We start from the raw sequence: 16044 nt of genomic DNA on the forward strand, positions 1-16044 counted from the left end.
GATCAGGCCGCTCGAACGGGAATCCCGGTTCGGGCGCGGACGAACGCGATATCGAGATCCGACGCCAGTTCCTGTACAATCAATTCGCCACGATCCCGGTCCAGGATGAACCGGCCATAGTCGGAAATGACCGCGTCGACGACGCCCGTACCGGTAAGGGGCAGGGTGCAGCGCTCGACGATCTTGGGATTGCCTTCCTTGTCGCTGTGGCTCATGACCACGACGACGCGCTTCACGCCCGCGACAAGGTCCATGGCGCCGCCCATGCCCTTGATCATCTTGCCCGGCACGGTCCAGTTGGCAAGGTCGCCATTGCCGGCAATCTCCATCGCGCCCAGAATGGCCAGGTCGATATGGCCGCCGCGTATCATGGCGAAGCTATCGGCCGAGCTGAAGAAGCTTGATGTCGGCAAGGTGGTCACGGTCTGTTTGCCGGCATTGATGAGGTCCGGATCGACTTCATCGTCGTAGGGGAAGGGGCCGATGCCCAGCAGCCCGTTTTCGGATTGCAGGACGACCTCGATATCGTCGGGCACATGATTGGCGACCAGCGTCGGGATGCCGATTCCCAGGTTCACGTAAAAGCCGTCCTGAAGCTCGCCGGCGGCGCGGGCCGCCATTTCCTCGCGTGTCCAGGGCATCAGGCGTTCTCCTCTTTGCGCGGCCGCGTGGTTCGAAACTCGATCCGCTTTTCATAAGACGGCCCCTGGATCACGCGGTCGACATAGATGCCGGGGGTGTGGACCTGATCGGGATCGAGCATGCCCGCAGGGACGATCTCCTCGACTTCGGCGATCGTGATCTTGCCCGCGGTCGCCATGTTCGGATTGAAATTCCGGGCCGTCTTCCGATAGACGAGATTGCCTTCCGGATCGGCCTTCCAGGCCTTGACGATGGCGACGTCGGCCCGCAGCCATGTCTCGCGCACATAAAGTGCGCCCTCGAATTCCTCGACCGGCTTGCCCTGGGCCACGACCGTTCCGACGCCGGTTCTCGTATAGAAAGCCGGAATGCCGGCGCCGCCCGCACGGATGCGTTCCGCCAGCGTACCCTGCGGATTGAGCTCCAGTTCCAGTTTTCCAGACAGGTAAAGCTCGGCGAACAATTTATTCTCCCCGATATAAGAGGAGACCATCTTCCGGATCTGGCCATTGTTGAGCAGAGTCCACAGGCCGAAGCCGTCCGCGCCGCAATTGTTCGAAATGACGGTCAGATCTTTGACGCCGTTGCGGAGCAGCCCGGCGATGAGGTGTTCCGGATTGCCTGAAAGCCCGAATCCGCCCGACATAATCGTCATGCCGTCAAAGAGGATTCCCTCCAGCGCTGCGTCTGCGTCGGGAAATATCTTGCGCTTTGCCATAAAAACCTCTATCCGTCCGATTATCGGACAAAAGAATCAATAATCGTTTAGTTGCGAAAGGTCAATGCCAATGCCCGCCGCGAGCGAAGCTGCCGATCCGAATTTCATGCTTTCGCTTGCGCGAGGGCTGGGTGTGCTGCGCGTATTCGAGGGGCGGTCCTCACTCAGCATAGCGGAGGCGGCCCGCTTCAGCGGACTGAACCGGCCGAGTGCGAGCCGTTGCCTGCACACGCTCATGCGTCTCGGCTATGTCCGGGAACATGGCGGACGCTATTCGCTGACGCCCAAGCTGCTTCCGCTGGCGGCGGGGTTCCTGACCTCCACGCCTCTGGCCAGCGTCAGCCAGGCGGTCGCCAACGGCTTGCGCGATCGCCTTCAGGAGACTGTTTCCGTGGGCGCGCTCGATCCCTCCGACCCCGGCCGGATCATCTACATCGCCCGCGCCGAGCGCAATCAGGTGATCGCCGCGCCGCTCATGGTGGGCAGCACGCTTCCCAGCCATTGCACCTCGATGGGGCGTGTCCTCCTGGCTTCGATGACGAATGGCGCACGCGAGCAATGGTTGTCGGGGGCCGTCCTCGAATCACGGACGGAGCGCACGATCACATCCCCCGACGCCTTGCGCGGAGAGTTGTGCGCGGTCGCAGAACAGCGCTGGAGTCTCGTCGAGGAGGAATTGGAGATCGGGCTGCGTTCGCTTGCGGTCCCGATCCGCGACCGGGACGGCACCACCCTTGCGGCGCTCAACGTCGCGACATTTTCCGACGCGCACAGCCGCGAACATCTGATCGACCGGTATCTTCCCGATCTCAGGGCGGCGGCCGGCCAACTCGAGCGGGCCATCTAAAGCCATCGACCAATTTACAGAACTTTAGGAGCTGACATCATGACACTGCGCCGCGCCGCGATCGTTTCCCCACTTCGGACTGCCGTCGGGAAGTTCGGGGGAGGGCTGTCTTCCTTCTCGGCAGGCCAGCTTGGCGCCACCATCATCAAGGCGCTCGTCGAACGGAGCGGAATCGATCCCGCACGGGTGGACGACGTCGTCTTCGGACATGGTTATCCCAGCGGCGAGGCCCCCAGCATCGGCCGCTGGTCGTGGCTGGCGGCGGGCCTGCCGCAGAATGTGCCCGGCTTCCAACTCGATCGCCGCTGTGGCTCGGGTCTTCAGGCGATCATCGAGGCGGCCATGATGGTCCAGACCGGCGCTGCCGACGTGGTGGTCGCGGGAGGCGCGGAAAGCATGTCGAACGTCGAACATTATTCAACCGCGCTGCGCAAGGGCACGAAGATGGGCAGCGTCGAACTGCACGATCGCCTCACCCGGGCGCGCCTGATGTCGCAGCCTATCGAGCGGTACGGCGTGATCACGGGCATGATCGAGACCGCGGAAAACCTTGCCCGCGATTATGCGATCACGCGGGAGCAGTCGGATGCCTATGCCGTCCGTTCCCACCAACGCGCCGCGGCGGCCTGGCGGGAGGGCAAATTCGCCGACGAGATCGTCCCGGTCGCCGTGCCGCAAAAGCGCGGTGAGCCATTGATCTTCGACCGGGACGAAGGTTTCCGTGAAGATGCCTCGCTCGAGACGCTTTCGGCGTTGAAGCCCATCGAGGGCGGGGTGGTGACCGCCGGCAATGCGAGCCAGCAGAATGACGCGGCCGCCGCCTGCCTGGTCGTCGCAGAAGACCAACTCGCCAAGCTGGGCCTGGAACCGAGCGGCTGGTTCGTCGGCTGGGCCGCCGCGGGCTGCGATCCCTCGCGTATGGGAATCGGCCCGGTTGGCGCGGTGGATCGGCTCTTTGCGCGCACGGGCCTTGGTTGGGACGATATGGACCTCATAGAGCTTAACGAGGCGTTCGCGGCGCAGGTGCTCGCTGTTCTGAGGGCATGGGGCTGGAGTGAGGACGACAGCCGCCTCGACAAGCTCAACGTCAATGGCTCCGGCATTTCCCTGGGCCATCCGATCGGCGTCACCGGCGCGCGCATCGCAGCGACGATGCTGAACGAGATGCGCCGTCGTGATGCGCGATATGGGCTGGAAACCATGTGCATCGGCGGCGGTCAGGGGCTCGCCGCCATTTTCGAACGCTGACGGCGATGAGCGCGCGACGCGGCCATCACCGCCGCGACCGCCGGAGCGGTCGTCCCGGGATGGCCCGTGGCGACCCTTCTCTCGATACGCGGCGCCGGTCATCAGCTTTCAGGACCGTGCCGCCGCATTCCGCCGCGTGAGACATGCGACCGATGCGGGCGACCCCGCTTCAGATTATCGCGTTGAGCTGACGCATGATTTCCCGGCGTCGCCGTTGGGCCTCGAATCGCGCTCGCTCCGGATCGCCGTCAAGAATAGCCGAAATGATCGCTCGCTTATCGCGTTTCCAGCGTAGTTTACCTTTACTTCCGCCATAGACAGGGCCGTGTGGATATTCGGCATAGTGATGGACCGCCACTCGAGATAGCAGCTCCATGAGCGGCCGATCGACCATCTGATATAATATGTCCAGCATGCTTTGATCGAATTCACTGCGTTGCTGCGCGGTATTCCGATTATCGATCGAACCGACGAGCGCCGCCAATTCGGATCGGAAGGTTGCGTTGGTCGACAGCGCTGCCGCCGCCATGAGTTCGCAATCGAGCAAGGTGATAATGTCGATTGCCTCTGGATGCGCCGAATGATGCAGCGCGAGGAAACCGGAAATGGCCTGGCTCAGCCCGTCGGCGTCGGGTCGCGTTCCATAATAGCCGCCGCCCGGCCCACGCCGAACCTTCAGAAAACCTTCATGCTCCAGCACGCGCGCAGCCTGTTGCACGGTGACGATGCCCACGCCCAGCGCCTTTGCCAGGTCGGGCAACGAGCCGATTTGTGTTTCGGGCGGTTGCGCGATGATCATATCGCGCAGCTTCGCCACTGCGGCCGTCACCAGTCCTTCACGCGAATTTTGCTTGCGGGTGCTCATCTTACTCCTCGTCCGGGCGTCCGGTGGCCATAGCGAATTTGAGCGCCAAAGGCACTCCCGCTGGAATTTTCATATAATGTGCATATTAATGGTTTGATTCTTTCGAATTTGCCATTATTCGAACGAATCATAGTCGATAATAGGCACATTTAGGCAAGGGTTGGGCAGCAGGCTGTTTGGGCCGAACCGGCACCTTGCCCGCGCATGACGAGGGTGGATGGAGTGAAGATCGGCATATTGAGAGAATTGGCGCCCGGTGAGCGGCGCGTTTCGGGTACGCCTGAAACGGTCAAGAAATTCTTGGGCCTGGGGGCGCAGGTCGCGGTAGAGGCGGGCGCGGGCCTGGCCGCTGCGATAGCGGATGCCGATTATGCCGCCATGGGCGCCGTCGTGGGTGATCGTGCCTCAACCGTGGCGGGCGCCGACATCATCCTGGGCGTGCAGGGGCCGGATGTGACCAGCATTTCGGGCGCCAAGCCCGGCGCATGGATCGTCGCGGGCCTCAATCCCTTTGTCGAGAGGGCGCGGATCGACGCCTATGCGGCGGCGGGCTATGAGGCGCTGGCGATGGAATTCATGCCCCGCATCACGCGGGCGCAGTCGATGGATATCCTTTCGTCCCAGTCGAATCTGTCCGGTTACAAGGCGGTGTTGGACGCCGCGTCGGAATATGGCCGGTCCTTCCCGATGATGATGACGGCGGCAGGCACGGTTTCGCCGTCCAAGGTCTTCATCATGGGCGTCGGCGTTGCCGGCTTGCAGGCGATCGCCACCGCCCGGCGGCTGGGTGCGCAGGTGTCCGCGACCGACGTGCGTTCCGCCACCAAGGAGCAGATCGAGAGCCTGGGAGCCAAGGCGATCTTCGTGGAAAGCGTCGCGGGGATCGAGGGTGAGGGCAAGGGCGGCTATGCCACCGAAATGTCCGAGGATTATCAAAGGGCGCAGGCCGAACTGGTGTCCGGCCATATCGCCAAGCAGGACATCGTCATCACCACCGCGCTGATCCCCGGCAGGCCCGCGCCGCGCCTGATTTCGGACGCGCAGATCGCGTCGATGAAGCCGGGCAGCGTGATCGTCGACCTGGCCGTCGAACAAGGCGGCAATGTCGAGGGCGCGGTGCCGGGCGAAGTGGTCGAGCGGCACGGCGTCAGGATCGTCGGGCACAGGAATGTGCCGTCGCGTCTGGCGGCGGATGCGTCGGCGCTGTTTGCGCGCAACCTCTATAATTTCCTCTCGGCCTTCTGGAACAAGGACCAGAATGCGCCGGTGCTGGACGAGGAAATCGGCAACGCCATCCGCGTGACGCAGGGCGGCAGGGTCGTGAACGACCGGTTGCAATCGACGGGGGCAATGCAATGAGTGCACTTAATCCTGATTATCTGTTCGTCTTCATCCTGGCGGCCTTTGTGGGTTTCCAGTTGATCAAGAAGGTATCGCCGCTGCTGCATTCGCCGCTGATGTCGCTGACCAATGCGATCGCGGCGGTGGTGATCGTGGGCGCGATCACGATCACGGGGGAGGAGGGCGCGACGCCGCTCGCCAAGACGCTGGGCTTCATCGCCGTGTTCTGCGCGACGGTGAACCTGGTTTCGGGCTTCATGATCACCGACCGCATGCTCAAGATGTTCAAGCCGCGGGGGAAGTAAGAGATGCACGCTTTCGTACCTTTCGCGGCGATCATCTCCTCGTCGCTGTTCATCCTTGCGCTCATGTGGATGAGCCACCCTTCGACCGCGCGCCGGGGCGTGCGTGCGGGCGAGATCGGCATGCTGATCGCCATCATCGGCGCGCTGGTCCAGCATGAGGTTGTCGATTACAACCTCATCCTCATTGCCATGATCGCCGGCGCGGCTGTCGGTATTCCGATGGCGCTGCTGATGCCGATGACCGCCATACCGCAGCGGACGGCGATTTCGCACGCCTTCGGCGCGCTCGCCGTGGGCCTGATCGGCGCGGCGGAATATTACAAGCATGCCCATGCCGAATATGCGGGCAGCTTCGTCCTGTGGGCGCTGATGTTCGAGATGCTGCTGGGCTTCCTGACCTGCACCGCTTCGGTCATCGCCTTTGCCAAGTTGCAGGAACTGATGGGCAGCCGTCCGGTGTCCTTCGCCGGGCAGCGGGTGGTGAATGGCGGCGTGGCGCTGGCGACGGTGGTGATCGGCGCGATGCTGGCGATCGATCCGACGCAGACCTACCTGTTTCCGGTCTTCGTCGGGCTGGCCCTGCTCTTCGGTATCCTGCTGGTGATCCCGATCGGCGGCGCCGACATGCCGACCGTCATCGCGCTGCTCAACAGCTATGCGGGTCTGGCGGCGAGCGCCATGGGCTTCGCGCTGGGCAACAAGCTGTTGATCGTGGCTGGCGCATTGGACGGCGCGTCGGGCTTCATCCTGGCGGTCATCATGTGCAAGGCGATGAACCGCAGCTTCGCCAACGTCATGTTCGGCGGCTTCGGCGCCGTCGTGGCGGGCGCGGCGGGCGGCAAGGACGACCGGGTGGTGCGTTCGGCTTCGGCGGAGGAAGCGGCGATGCAGCTCGAAAATGCCAGCAGCGTCGTCATCATCCCGGGCTATGGCATGGCCGTGGCGCAGGCGCAGCACAAGGTCAGCGAACTGTATCAGGCGCTCACCAAGAAGGGCGTCGACGTCAAGTTCGCGATCCATCCGGTGGCGGGCCGCATGCCCGGCCATATGAACGTGCTGCTGGCCGAAGCCAATGTGCCCTATGAGCAACTGGTCGAGCTGGATGACATCAACCCCGAACTGCCGCAGGCCGACGTGGCGCTGATCATCGGTGCGAACGATACGATCAACCCGTCGGCGCGCGACGATCCGCAGAGCGCGATCGCGGGCATGCCGATCATCGAGGCGGATCGGGCCAAGTCGGTGTTCGTGATCAAGCGCAGCATGAACGCGGGCTTCGCCGGGATCGACAATCCGATCTATTATAACAGCAACACCCAGATGCTGTTCGGCGACGCCAAGGACATGGTCGGCACCATCGCCAAGGAATTGGCAGGGGGCGGGTCAGGTCTGCATTGATCCTGCCGGCGGGACGGTTACATTCCTCATTTGGGCGGCGTCCAGGTTGGCGCCGCCCCCTTTCGCTGCCATACTCCAGTCCGCGCCTTGATGAAGGAGGTGCCGGCCAGGCATGGCGTGCGTCTCCAGAACCATTGCAATGTGCCAACCCTGCCCCTGCGAGAAGGGACCGATAACGCTGCGCAGCCGGTATCGGGCGACGCCGCGGGCCAGGTCGAAATCGCGCATACCGAATAATATCCGATATACTGGAACCGGTGCGGCGGAGAAGAATTGAGAGCAAACATGCATTGCCGGAGAGGATGCAAGCCATGGAGATTGCCGTGCCTGCGCTTCCTCTCGCTTTCGCCCTGATGCTGGCGGCATCATCAACGGCCCAAAGCGTCGAGCATCATGAAGCGTTCCATGTCGCGTGCGCGCAGGGACGTAGTTTCGGCCTGAGGATCGAAGGGCGGCAAGCACGCGTGCAACTGGCCGACAGGGAATTGCTGCTTGCCCGCAAGCCTTCCTCGCTGGGCCAGCATTTTCGCAGCGCGGAAGCGACGCTGATCATTGACGATGCTTTCGTCGCCTTTGTCCAGCGTGGCGACTGGGATTGGCAAGATTGTCGTATCGACCAGCCTTAAAGTCCAAAATGGTGACGAATCCATCTTGAATTGCTACGCAAAAGGCCTAGCTTGCTGTTACCGCTCTCTTCCCCTTCGAGCGGCACCTCCCTGAACTGGCCCCGCCGTGGAGCATAGCTCCGGCGGGGGTCCTTTTACCTTCGACACAAACGGCCGTCAGGCCGCTGCCGGGAGCGGTAGCATGGCGCTCAACTGGGGGACATGGCCGCTGCGTGCCTGTATCTTGTCCAGATAGGCAAAGATGCTGACCACGGCTTGATCGCCATCGGCGAAATCCTGCCGTTTGGTGTCGAGCACACCGCCCTCCATCAGCGCTTCCAGCGCGGCCCGGCCGCGAGCCACCCGGCTTTTGACGGTACCGATGGCCGTGCCCATGATGTCGGCCGCCTCCTCATAGGAAAGGCCGCCCGCCCCGACGAGGATCAGCGCCTCGCGCTGCGGGTCGGGAAGCTGCGTCAGGGCGCGCATCATGTCGCGCAGTTCCACGCTCATATCCTGGCCTGCGGGCGCTGCGAGCTTGCGTTCTGCCACCAGATCGTCCCACTCGCCCACAAATCGCTTGCGCCGCATCTGGCTGAAATGATGATTGCGCAGGATCGTGAAGGTCCAGGCGCGGAAGCTGGTGCCGGCGGCAAAACGGTTGCGCGCCGCCCAGGCCTTGAGCATCGTTTCCTGCACGAGATCGTCGGCGGTATCGGGATTGCCGCAAAGCCCCCGCGCGAAGGCTCGTAAATGCGGGATGGTCTTGCCCAGCTTGTCCTTGAATTCCGCGTCCGGGAGAATGGCCGCCTGTGCTACAACGCTGTTGCGATCTGTCACGCTTTTCTCTCCGTCTTATCGATCGTTGATGGAAAGAACATTTCGGCTTGGTATCGGTTCCCATGCGCGAGGCGCAATAAGGAGAAGACCCCGACAGCAAGGCGCTGACGGGGTCCTTTTTTCTCGAATCGCCCTGCGGGGGAGGAGTGCGACCCGATAAAATGGTTAACGCCCGATCAAGCGAGCGGTTCCGACCCGACGCGCTTCGCCAATGCCACGGCGCCGCCAGCGATCGCGGCGAGCAGGCCGAGCTTGGCGACTGTCTTGATGGCGCCGGATGCGACATAGCCCATTATTGCGCCCTTGACGCCGCTGTCGCCATCCTTTCGGTCGATCGCTGTGCCAATGATGGGGCCGATGATATGCTTCATGATAATGCGCTCCTTGCAAAGAAGGGATAGGGCGGAAAGCCCGCACCGAACCAGCAAACAACGCATGTTGTCCCGAATGGATGCGGATCGGCCGTCCGCTCTCCACCGTTGGCGCCGCGCCATGTTTTTTCGTGCGGCATCGATCCGCGATGGCGGATGGCGCTATCTTGCGAACCGGCCCATCTGCGCGAGGTCATTTCGGATGGTTGTCGCTGCGACTCCCGCCTCGCCCATTGCGTGGCTGATCTGATCGAGTCCTCGCACGACGTCGCCCGCCGCATAGAGGCCCGGGACGCTGGTTCGTTGATGCGCGTCTACTATTATGCACCCGTCCTGGGAAAGATTTGCGGAGAGCTGGTCCGCCAGATCGGATCGGATTCTCGATCCCAAGGCGGGATAAACGCTGTCGAAGGCCAACTCCGCATCGGGGAGGGGAACTATGATCCGGTTACCCCCGATCCGAAGTTGACCGCACGGGCCAACCTCCATCCGGATACCAAGCTGCTCAAGATGCCCTCGTTCTTCAGGAGAAAGCGCTAGATTTCCCTCAGGCGCGATCAATGTGACGTCCGCCGAGTAGATTCTCAGAAATATCGCCTCGTTATAGCCATGACTTCCCGCCCCGATCACGCCAATCCGGCGGTCGGTGACCTCAAAGCCATCGCAAATCGGACAATAGCGCAAAAGACCTTGTCGCAGTGCCTCCTGATGGAGTTCGTCTTTGATCGGCGGTCGATTATTGATGACGCCGGTGGCGAGCAGAACCGATCTGGCTTCAAAAGAATGCGCTTTCCCATCGGCCGCGAAAATCCCGTTGTCGCGTCGAACATTCTCCACAATATCCTGATGGATTTCAGCGCCAAACTGGACAGCCTGCCGACGCATCCGTGACAGAAGTTCGACGCCGGTGATGCCGTCGGGAAAGCCGGCGTGGTTCCGTGTCATGGGAATGAGGGCGGCTCGGCTCTCGCCGCCGTCGATCACCCCCACGGTGAGGTGAAAACGAGCCAGATAAATTGCGGCCGTCAATCCGGCAGGTCCTGCACCGATGATCAGGCAATCCAATGGCTCCATCCCGCCCAAAAGCGTCGATTCATCGCTTGGTTCCATTGAGCGGGCGGACAGGCTGCCAATCATCGCGTGTCGCAGCGATCATGAGGCATCCTTGTTCAGGGGAACAGACCACGCAGTTCGTTGGCGGCGCCCACCCGGCTCAATGCCTCGATCATCGCGGCCGTACGCATGTCGACCTTCTCCGCCTGGGAGCGGCGAAGGGTGCGAGCGAGAGCATCGGTCAAAACGCCCTGCATGCGGCTGTTGATCTCCTCCAGCGGCCAGGTCAGGTTCTGGAGGCCCTGCACCCATTCGAAATAGGAAACGACGACACCACCCGCATTGGTCAATATATCGGGCAGCACGATGATGCCGCGTGCGTCCAGCATATCGTCGGCTTCCAGCGTCGTCGGGCCATTGGCGCCTTCCGCCAATATGCGGCAATTGATGCGTGAGGAATTTGCCGCCGTGATCTGGTTCTGTAGGGCGCAGGGGGCAAGGATGTCGCAATGCAGTTCCAGAAGGTCGCGGCTGGGAATGATCTCCCCATGGGGACAGCCGAAAAGCTGGCGATGCTGGCGCACATAGTCCTTGAGCTTGTCGATCGGCAGGCCGTTGGGATTGTGCAGCGCGACGCTGACGTCGCTGACGCCGATGATCTTGGCCCCTGCTTCGGCGAGGAAGGTGGCGGCATGCATGCCGACATTGCCGAAGCCCTGCACCACGGCGGTGGCGCCGTTCATGTTCAGGCCGATGTGGCGGCAGGCTTCGCCGACGAGATAGGCCAGGCCCCGGCCCGTCGCCTCGTTGCGGCCCAGCGATCCGCCCAGCACCACGGGCTTGCCGGTCACGACCGAGGGCACGGAATAGCCGACATGCTCGCTATAGGTGTCCATGATCCAGGCCATGACCTGCGCATCGGTGCCCATATCGGGCGCGGGAATATCCTTGTCCGGGCCGATCAGGCTGATGAATTCGGAGGTATAGCGGCGGGTGAGCCGTTCCAGTTCATCCTTGCTGAGCGTCGCCGGGTCCACCCGGACGCCGCCCTTCGCGCCGCCGAAGGGCAATTTCATCAGCGCGCATTTCCAGGTCATCCACATCGAAAGGGCGGCGACCTCGCCTAAACTCACGTCCGGATGGTAGCGCAGCCCGCCCTTGGTCGGTCCCATGGTCAGCACATGCTGCACCCGATAGGCGAAGACGGTTTCGACCTGGTCCTTGCCATCCCGCTTGAAGGGTAGGGCGGCGATCTGGGCGCGTTCGGGGAAGAGCAGCCTTTGCCGGATATTGTCGTCCAGGCCGGAGATATAGGCGGCCTTCAGAAACTGCTGCTGGGCCAGGTGCAGCATGGAGGAGGACCATTCCGCGCCGCGTGCGTGGGTGCGTTCTATCGCATAATGGATGGAACGGAGCAGCGTGGCGCCATTGATCTTGTCCTTGAGCAGATAATCCTCCGCGCCGTTTTCCACTGCCTTGCTGGCAAGGCCGATATCGTCGAGCGCGCTCTGGACGATGATCGGGGTCCGCATGTCATGGGCACGGACGCGGTAGAAGGTGTCCAGCGCCGTGCTGTCGGGCAATATCAGGTCGAGCAGGACGACATCGATACCGCCATGCGACAGCCGGTCGAGCGCGCCTTCCAGCGTGCCGACCTGGATCACCTCGAACAGGGGATAGTCCGAACGGCTGAGCAGCTTCTGGATGAGGCGCGAATAGACCGGATTATCTTCCACCAGAAGAACGGTGATGCGCTTGTTCGCCATGACATTCTACTCCATCGCCGAAGCCGGGTTCATGAATTATGGGCGTTGCTGGCTTCGTTCGAACCTTGTCCCTGCACCTTGGCGGTCAGGGCGCGGACCAGCCCGTCGATCTCGAAGCGCAGGATCGCCCATGCGTCGTCCGCATGGCGCAGATCGCCGTCCGCACCCATCGCCTCCAGCCGGAAGGCGGCGTCGGTCGCGGCCGGAGCGGCGAAGATGCGCGCCGACCCTTTGAGGCTGTGGGCCGTGCGCTGCAATTCGCGCATATCCCGTCCGTCGATCGCGGCGCGGAGCTGCCGCATCATTTCCGGGCATTCCGCGATAAAGACTTCGGCAAGTTCGAGCAGAAGCTCCTCGCTGCCATCGGCGTTCTGGAGCGCCCTGGCCCAGTCCATCAGCGTGCTCATGTCTCTCGCCTTTCCTTCTCCTGCTGTCCGGCGCGGGCGATCCGCCCTTCGACAACCTCGTAGAAATCCTCGACCTTGAGAGGTTTGGAGATATAGTCGTCCATCCCCGCCTCCAGGCAGCGCTCGCGGTCGCCGCGCATCGCATGGGCGGTCATCGCGACGATCGGGATATGATCGCCTGTCGACCGCTCGCGCGCACGAATGGCGGCGGTGGCCTGGAAGCCGTCCATCTCCGGCATCTGCACGTCCATGAGTACCACGTCGAAGCGGTTCCGGTTCACGGCCTCCACCGCTTGCGCGCCGTCGCCGACGATCTGCACCCTATGTCCACGCTTTTCCAGCAACCGCTGCGCGAGGCGCTGGTTCACGGCATTGTCCTCCGCCACCAATATGTGGAGCGAGGGCCTGTCCTCCGGCACCGGTTCGGCCTCGCCGCTTTCCTCGACCACCGTGACTTTCAGCACGGCCAGAATGGCCTCCAGCAGTTCGGACTGGCGCACGGGTTTCAGCAGGAAGGCGGAAATGCCAGTTGCCTCGGTACGGCGGGCCATTTCGTCCTTTTGTGCCGAAGAGAGCATGATGACGGCCGGCTGCTCTGCGCCATTGCGGCGCACGATCGCCCGCGCGACCGCAAAGCCGTCCATGTTCGGCATCATCATGTCCAGCAGCACGAGCCGGAAGGGGCGGCCGATGCCGACCGCATTCTTAAGCGCCGCGAGCGCTTTTGGGCCGCTGTCGACCGCCAGCGGCTTCATGCCCCAGCCTCGGATCATCTCGTCCAGGATGCGGCGGTTGGTGTCGTTATCGTCGACCACCAGCACCGCCAGATCGCGCAGCGATGGCTGTTCGATAGACCGGCCGGCCGGTTCGACCCGCGACAGGACGAAGGGGATGGTGAAATGGAAGATGCTGCCGCGTCCGACTTCGCTCGACAGTTCCAGCCGCCCGCCCATCAACTGCACCAATTGCGAGGCGATGGTGAGCCCAAGCCCCGTGCCGCCGAAGCGGCGGGTGAAGGATGCGTCGGCCTGCGAGAAAGCCTCGAAGATCAGCCTTTGCTTTGCCGGCGCGATGCCTGGGCCGGTATCGCTGACCGCGATGCGCAGGCGCGCCCGGTCCGGTGCTCCCTGACCTTCGACCGGCGCGTCGACGCTGACGTCCAGCACTACCTCACCCTTGTCGGTGAAGCGCAGCGCATTGCCGACAAGATTGATGATGACCTGGCGCAGCCGGTGCGGATCGCCCTCCAGCCCATCGGGCACATCGAGCGCGACATGGCAAGCCAGCTCGATCCCCTTTTCGGTCGCGCGCCCGGCAAAGGCCTGCAACGTGTCGGCCAGCTCCTCGCGAATGCTGAAGGCGACATGTTCCAGTTCCAGACGGCCCGCCTCGATCTTCGAGAAATCGAGAATGTCGTCGATGAGGTGGAGCAGCGCGTCGGCCGATTGCGTCACCATATAGAGATATTCGCGCTGCGAAGCGGTGAGCGGCGTGTCGCTCAGCAATTCGGCGGCGCCGATCACGCCGTTCATCGGCGTGCGGATCTCATGGCTCATATTGGCGAGAAACTGGCTCTTGGCGCGGGTCGCTTCCTCCGCCTTGTCCTTTGCGGCGCGCAGTTCGATCTCGGAGGATTCGAGCTGCATCGTCCGTTCCTCCAGCCGGACATTGAGGCCGCGCAGTTCGGCGGTGCGTTGGGCCACCACCTGCTCGATGCGGGTGCGCTGGTTGGCGAGGGAGATGAGATAGATGAGCAGGATCAGGCTGATGCCCATCCCGCCTGCCAGCGCGATCAGGGGCGTGGCGATGCCCCGCTTGCGGCCGTAAGCGGGCGTGGCTGCGCTGTAGATCGTGAGGACGCTGTTGCCGATCACGAGCGAGCTGCTGTGGAAAATCTCCGCCGTCATGGTCGGGGGGGCGGCGGACCTGGTCCGTTCGCCCGATGCGAGGACCGACAGCAGGACGCGCTGCGATGGTGGAGCGGCGGAATCGAGCAGATAAAGGTCGACCCCCTTGCGCGGCATCAGATCGATGGCGTTCTGGATCACGTCGCCGATCCGCAGCACGACGACCACGAAGCCCTTGAGATGCGTGCGCCGCTGGTCGACGGTCATGGCGTCCGCATTGCCATCATAGACCGGCGCGAACACGGCGATGCGGGGATCATCGTCCATCATCTGCGGCAGGCGGACATGGGCCGCCGCGTTGATCTCCCCACTGTCGCGAGCCGCCAACAAAGCGGAACGGGCAAAGGGGTCCGACCCCCAGTCGAAGCCCAATATTCCGCCAGCATCCCCGAGCGAGGATTGCGCATAGAAGATCGGGAAATAGTCCGAACCGGGCGGTGCCGGGACGGCGGCGTCGTGCCGGTCGACCCGGGTGAAGCGGAAATCCTTGCCGAGTTCGGTTGCCCCCCTGGTCTCCCAGGCCCTGCGCTCCATGCCGGAGACATGGGGAACCCATTGGACGGTATCGAGGCTGGACAGACCCGTCAGATAGACACGCGTGAAGGCGTCGAATTCGCTGCGGCTGACGGCATCCGATCCCAAATAATAGCCCAGTAGCGCCTTTATCACGCTGGTTTCGGAGGAAAATTGCCGTTTTATCCCTTCCGCGCGCTGCTCCGCTTCCAAAGTGAATTCCGTCTCGATCGATCGGCCCTGCTCGGCCGAAAGCCAGCGCCAGGCCCCCACCGTCAGGCACATGCTGACGATCCCGACAAGGATGGCGAACCAATAGGGGCGACTGCGGGCGAGCCAGCCTTTGGCGTCGGGGGGGAGGTTCGGTCTCGTCATGGCTGGCCGGTCCTTGCGGGAACGGGTTGCCATTCGCGGGCAAGGCGTTGGCCCTCCGCGACCTGTGCCGGCGACATGCCGCGCGACAGGCGGTCCAGCAATTGGGTCGCCTTTGTGCGCACGCGCTCGGTCCGGCCGTTGGTCTGGGCAAGCTGTAGCCATTTATAGGCAGTCACCTTGTCCTGGCTGACGCCTCGGCCCGTCGCGTAGATATCGCCCAACTCGACTTGCGCGTCCGGATTGCCCTGCGCGGCGGCGCGTTCGAACCAGTAGGCGGCTTTGGGCTTGCTCTCACGAAGGCCCCGACCGATCATGTACAGGACCGCCAGAGTGAATTGCGCGCCGACATGGCCCTGCTCGGCGGCGCGAGTGTACCATCGCGCCGCTTCCACCAGATCCTGGTCCACGCCCCATTCGCGCAAATAGATTTCGCCGAGATTATATTGGGCGTCCGCGAAACCCAGGGCGGCGGCGCGGCGTAGCAGCTTCAGCGCTTCGGGATAGTTTTTGCCGGTGCCGCGGCCGGTAAGATACATGCGGCCGAGATTGGTCTGCGCGCGCGGGTCGCCCTGATCGGCGAGGCTTTGATAGAGGCGCAGCGCGGTTGTATAGTCGCCCCGTCGATAGGCGGCGGTGGCATCCTCGAACGGGCCAGCGTGGCAGGGGGCGGACAGAAGGAAAATACCCGCCAACAGGGTTTTCCGGACACAAAGGAGGAGCGTTGCGGTTGATATGCCCGCAGCACCTGACCCCTGCACGAAGGGCCTAGATGAAATGCCCAAGCCCCGCATGGCGGCACCTCTCCGGCATATTATGCCGGGCCGAACACTGTGTTTGACGGCC

At 63.0% G+C, this 16044-nt stretch carries 16 protein-coding genes; 6 read left to right on the top strand and 10 right to left on the bottom strand.

The annotated features are described in order from the left end of the window. Positions 1-2: 2 nt before the first annotated feature. Both YP76_RS11495 and YP76_RS11500 read right to left on the bottom strand, forming a co-directional pair. Positions 3-641: a 3-oxoacid CoA-transferase subunit B gene (locus YP76_RS11495; RefSeq protein WP_046763754.1), complete on the bottom strand. Its 639-nt coding sequence runs from the start codon at positions 639-641 to the stop codon at positions 3-5. Continuing rightward, positions 641-1360: a CoA transferase subunit A gene (locus YP76_RS11500; protein ID WP_198147470.1), complete on the bottom strand. Its 720-nt coding sequence runs from the start codon at positions 1358-1360 to the stop codon at positions 641-643. The genes YP76_RS11495 and YP76_RS11500 overlap by 1 nt, the downstream gene beginning before the upstream one ends. 70 nt (positions 1361-1430) lie before the next feature. Here YP76_RS11500 and YP76_RS11505 point away from each other — a divergent pair, with 70 nt between their 5' ends. Beyond that, the gene (locus YP76_RS11505; protein WP_052757387.1) at positions 1431-2207 is read left to right on the top strand and encodes an IclR family transcriptional regulator domain-containing protein; all 777 of its coding nucleotides are present in this window, start codon (positions 1431-1433) and stop codon (positions 2205-2207) included. 39 nt (positions 2208-2246) lie between these two features. Beyond that, positions 2247-3455 (top strand): acetyl-CoA C-acetyltransferase, encoded by a 1209-nt coding sequence (locus tag YP76_RS11510; protein WP_046763756.1) that lies wholly within the window; start codon positions 2247-2249, stop codon positions 3453-3455. A gap of 169 nt (positions 3456-3624) precedes the next feature. Here YP76_RS11510 and YP76_RS11515 read toward each other — a convergent pair whose 3' ends face one another. Next, positions 3625-4320, bottom strand: a complete 696-nt coding sequence (locus YP76_RS11515) for a FadR/GntR family transcriptional regulator (protein WP_046763757.1) — start codon at positions 4318-4320, stop codon at positions 3625-3627. Positions 4321-4542: 222 nt separating this feature from the next. On the opposite strand from YP76_RS11515, the gene YP76_RS11520 reads away from it, so the two are divergent. The 4 genes from YP76_RS11520 to YP76_RS11540 all read left to right on the top strand — a co-directional run bounded on the left by YP76_RS11520 (position 4543) and on the right by YP76_RS11540 (position 7990). Beyond that, positions 4543-5679, top strand: a complete 1137-nt coding sequence (locus YP76_RS11520) for an NAD(P) transhydrogenase subunit alpha (protein WP_046763758.1) — start codon at positions 4543-4545, stop codon at positions 5677-5679. After that, complete coding sequence (locus YP76_RS11525) at positions 5676-5966, top strand: NAD(P) transhydrogenase subunit alpha (RefSeq protein ID WP_046763759.1); 291 nt, start codon at positions 5676-5678, stop codon at positions 5964-5966. Before YP76_RS11520 ends, YP76_RS11525 begins: the two co-directional genes overlap by 4 nt. Before the next feature lie 3 nt (positions 5967-5969). After that, the gene (locus tag YP76_RS11530; RefSeq protein ID WP_046763760.1) at positions 5970-7364 is read left to right on the top strand and encodes an NAD(P)(+) transhydrogenase (Re/Si-specific) subunit beta; all 1395 of its coding nucleotides are present in this window, start codon (positions 5970-5972) and stop codon (positions 7362-7364) included. Positions 7365-7687: 323 nt separating this feature from the next. Then, positions 7688-7990, top strand: coding sequence for a hypothetical protein (locus YP76_RS11540; RefSeq protein ID WP_157035760.1), 303 nt, complete (start codon positions 7688-7690; stop codon positions 7988-7990). A gap of 156 nt (positions 7991-8146) precedes the next feature. On the opposite strand, the gene YP76_RS11545 is transcribed toward YP76_RS11540, so the two are convergent. The 7 genes from YP76_RS11545 to YP76_RS11575 form a co-directional block, all read right to left on the bottom strand. Next, positions 8147-8809 (bottom strand): sigma-70 family RNA polymerase sigma factor, encoded by a 663-nt coding sequence (locus YP76_RS11545; protein ID WP_046763763.1) that lies wholly within the window; start codon positions 8807-8809, stop codon positions 8147-8149. A 176-nt stretch (positions 8810-8985) separates the two neighbouring features. Further along, positions 8986-9180, bottom strand: a complete 195-nt coding sequence (locus tag YP76_RS11550; protein WP_046763764.1) for a hypothetical protein — start codon at positions 9178-9180, stop codon at positions 8986-8988. Between the two features lie 162 nt (positions 9181-9342). Beyond that, positions 9343-10254 (bottom strand): NAD(P)/FAD-dependent oxidoreductase, encoded by a 912-nt coding sequence (locus tag YP76_RS11555; protein WP_046764079.1) that lies wholly within the window; start codon positions 10252-10254, stop codon positions 9343-9345. A gap of 95 nt (positions 10255-10349) precedes the next feature. After that, positions 10350-11999 (bottom strand): Glu/Leu/Phe/Val dehydrogenase dimerization domain-containing protein, encoded by a 1650-nt coding sequence (locus YP76_RS11560; RefSeq protein ID WP_046763765.1) that lies wholly within the window; start codon positions 11997-11999, stop codon positions 10350-10352. 29 nt (positions 12000-12028) lie between these two features. Further along, positions 12029-12406: an Hpt domain-containing protein gene (locus YP76_RS11565; RefSeq protein ID WP_046763766.1), complete on the bottom strand. Its 378-nt coding sequence runs from the start codon at positions 12404-12406 to the stop codon at positions 12029-12031. Continuing rightward, on the bottom strand, positions 12403-15201 hold the full coding sequence (locus YP76_RS26620; RefSeq protein WP_198147471.1) for a response regulator: 2799 nt from the start codon (positions 15199-15201) through the stop codon (positions 12403-12405). Before YP76_RS26620 ends, YP76_RS11565 begins: the two co-directional genes overlap by 4 nt. Then, the gene (locus tag YP76_RS11575) at positions 15198-15893 is read right to left on the bottom strand and encodes a tetratricopeptide repeat protein (protein ID WP_052757389.1); all 696 of its coding nucleotides are present in this window, start codon (positions 15891-15893) and stop codon (positions 15198-15200) included. Before YP76_RS11575 ends, YP76_RS26620 begins: the two co-directional genes overlap by 4 nt. Positions 15894-16044 lie beyond the last annotated feature (151 nt).

Origin of the sequence: Sphingobium chungbukense, assembly GCF_001005725.1 — a bacterium.
Taxonomy (GTDB): domain Bacteria; phylum Pseudomonadota; class Alphaproteobacteria; order Sphingomonadales; family Sphingomonadaceae; genus Sphingobium; species Sphingobium chungbukense.

Coding starts and splice junctions, on each gene's coding strand:
- YP76_RS11560 (WP_046763765.1), bottom strand. CDS start 11,999: ATGGCGAACAAGCGCATCACCGTTCTTCTGGTGGAAGATAATCCGGTC.
- YP76_RS11530 (WP_046763760.1), top strand. CDS start 5,970: ATGCACGCTTTCGTACCTTTCGCGGCGATCATCTCCTCGTCGCTGTTC.
- YP76_RS11515 (WP_046763757.1), bottom strand. CDS start 4,320: ATGAGCACCCGCAAGCAAAATTCGCGTGAAGGACTGGTGACGGCCGCA.
- YP76_RS11495 (WP_046763754.1), bottom strand. CDS start 641: ATGCCCTGGACACGCGAGGAAATGGCGGCCCGCGCCGCCGGCGAGCTT.
- YP76_RS26620 (WP_198147471.1), bottom strand. CDS start 15,201: ATGACGAGACCGAACCTCCCCCCCGACGCCAAAGGCTGGCTCGCCCGC.
- YP76_RS11525 (WP_046763759.1), top strand. CDS start 5,676: ATGAGTGCACTTAATCCTGATTATCTGTTCGTCTTCATCCTGGCGGCC.
- YP76_RS11510 (WP_046763756.1), top strand. CDS start 2,247: ATGACACTGCGCCGCGCCGCGATCGTTTCCCCACTTCGGACTGCCGTC.
- YP76_RS11565 (WP_046763766.1), bottom strand. CDS start 12,406: ATGAGCACGCTGATGGACTGGGCCAGGGCGCTCCAGAACGCCGATGGC.
- YP76_RS11500 (WP_198147470.1), bottom strand. CDS start 1,360: ATGGCAAAGCGCAAGATATTTCCCGACGCAGACGCAGCGCTGGAGGGA.
- YP76_RS11555 (WP_046764079.1), bottom strand. CDS start 10,254: ATGGAGCCATTGGATTGCCTGATCATCGGTGCAGGACCTGCCGGATTG.
- YP76_RS11505 (WP_052757387.1), top strand. CDS start 1,431: ATGCCCGCCGCGAGCGAAGCTGCCGATCCGAATTTCATGCTTTCGCTT.
- YP76_RS11550 (WP_046763764.1), bottom strand. CDS start 9,180: ATGAAGCATATCATCGGCCCCATCATTGGCACAGCGATCGACCGAAAG.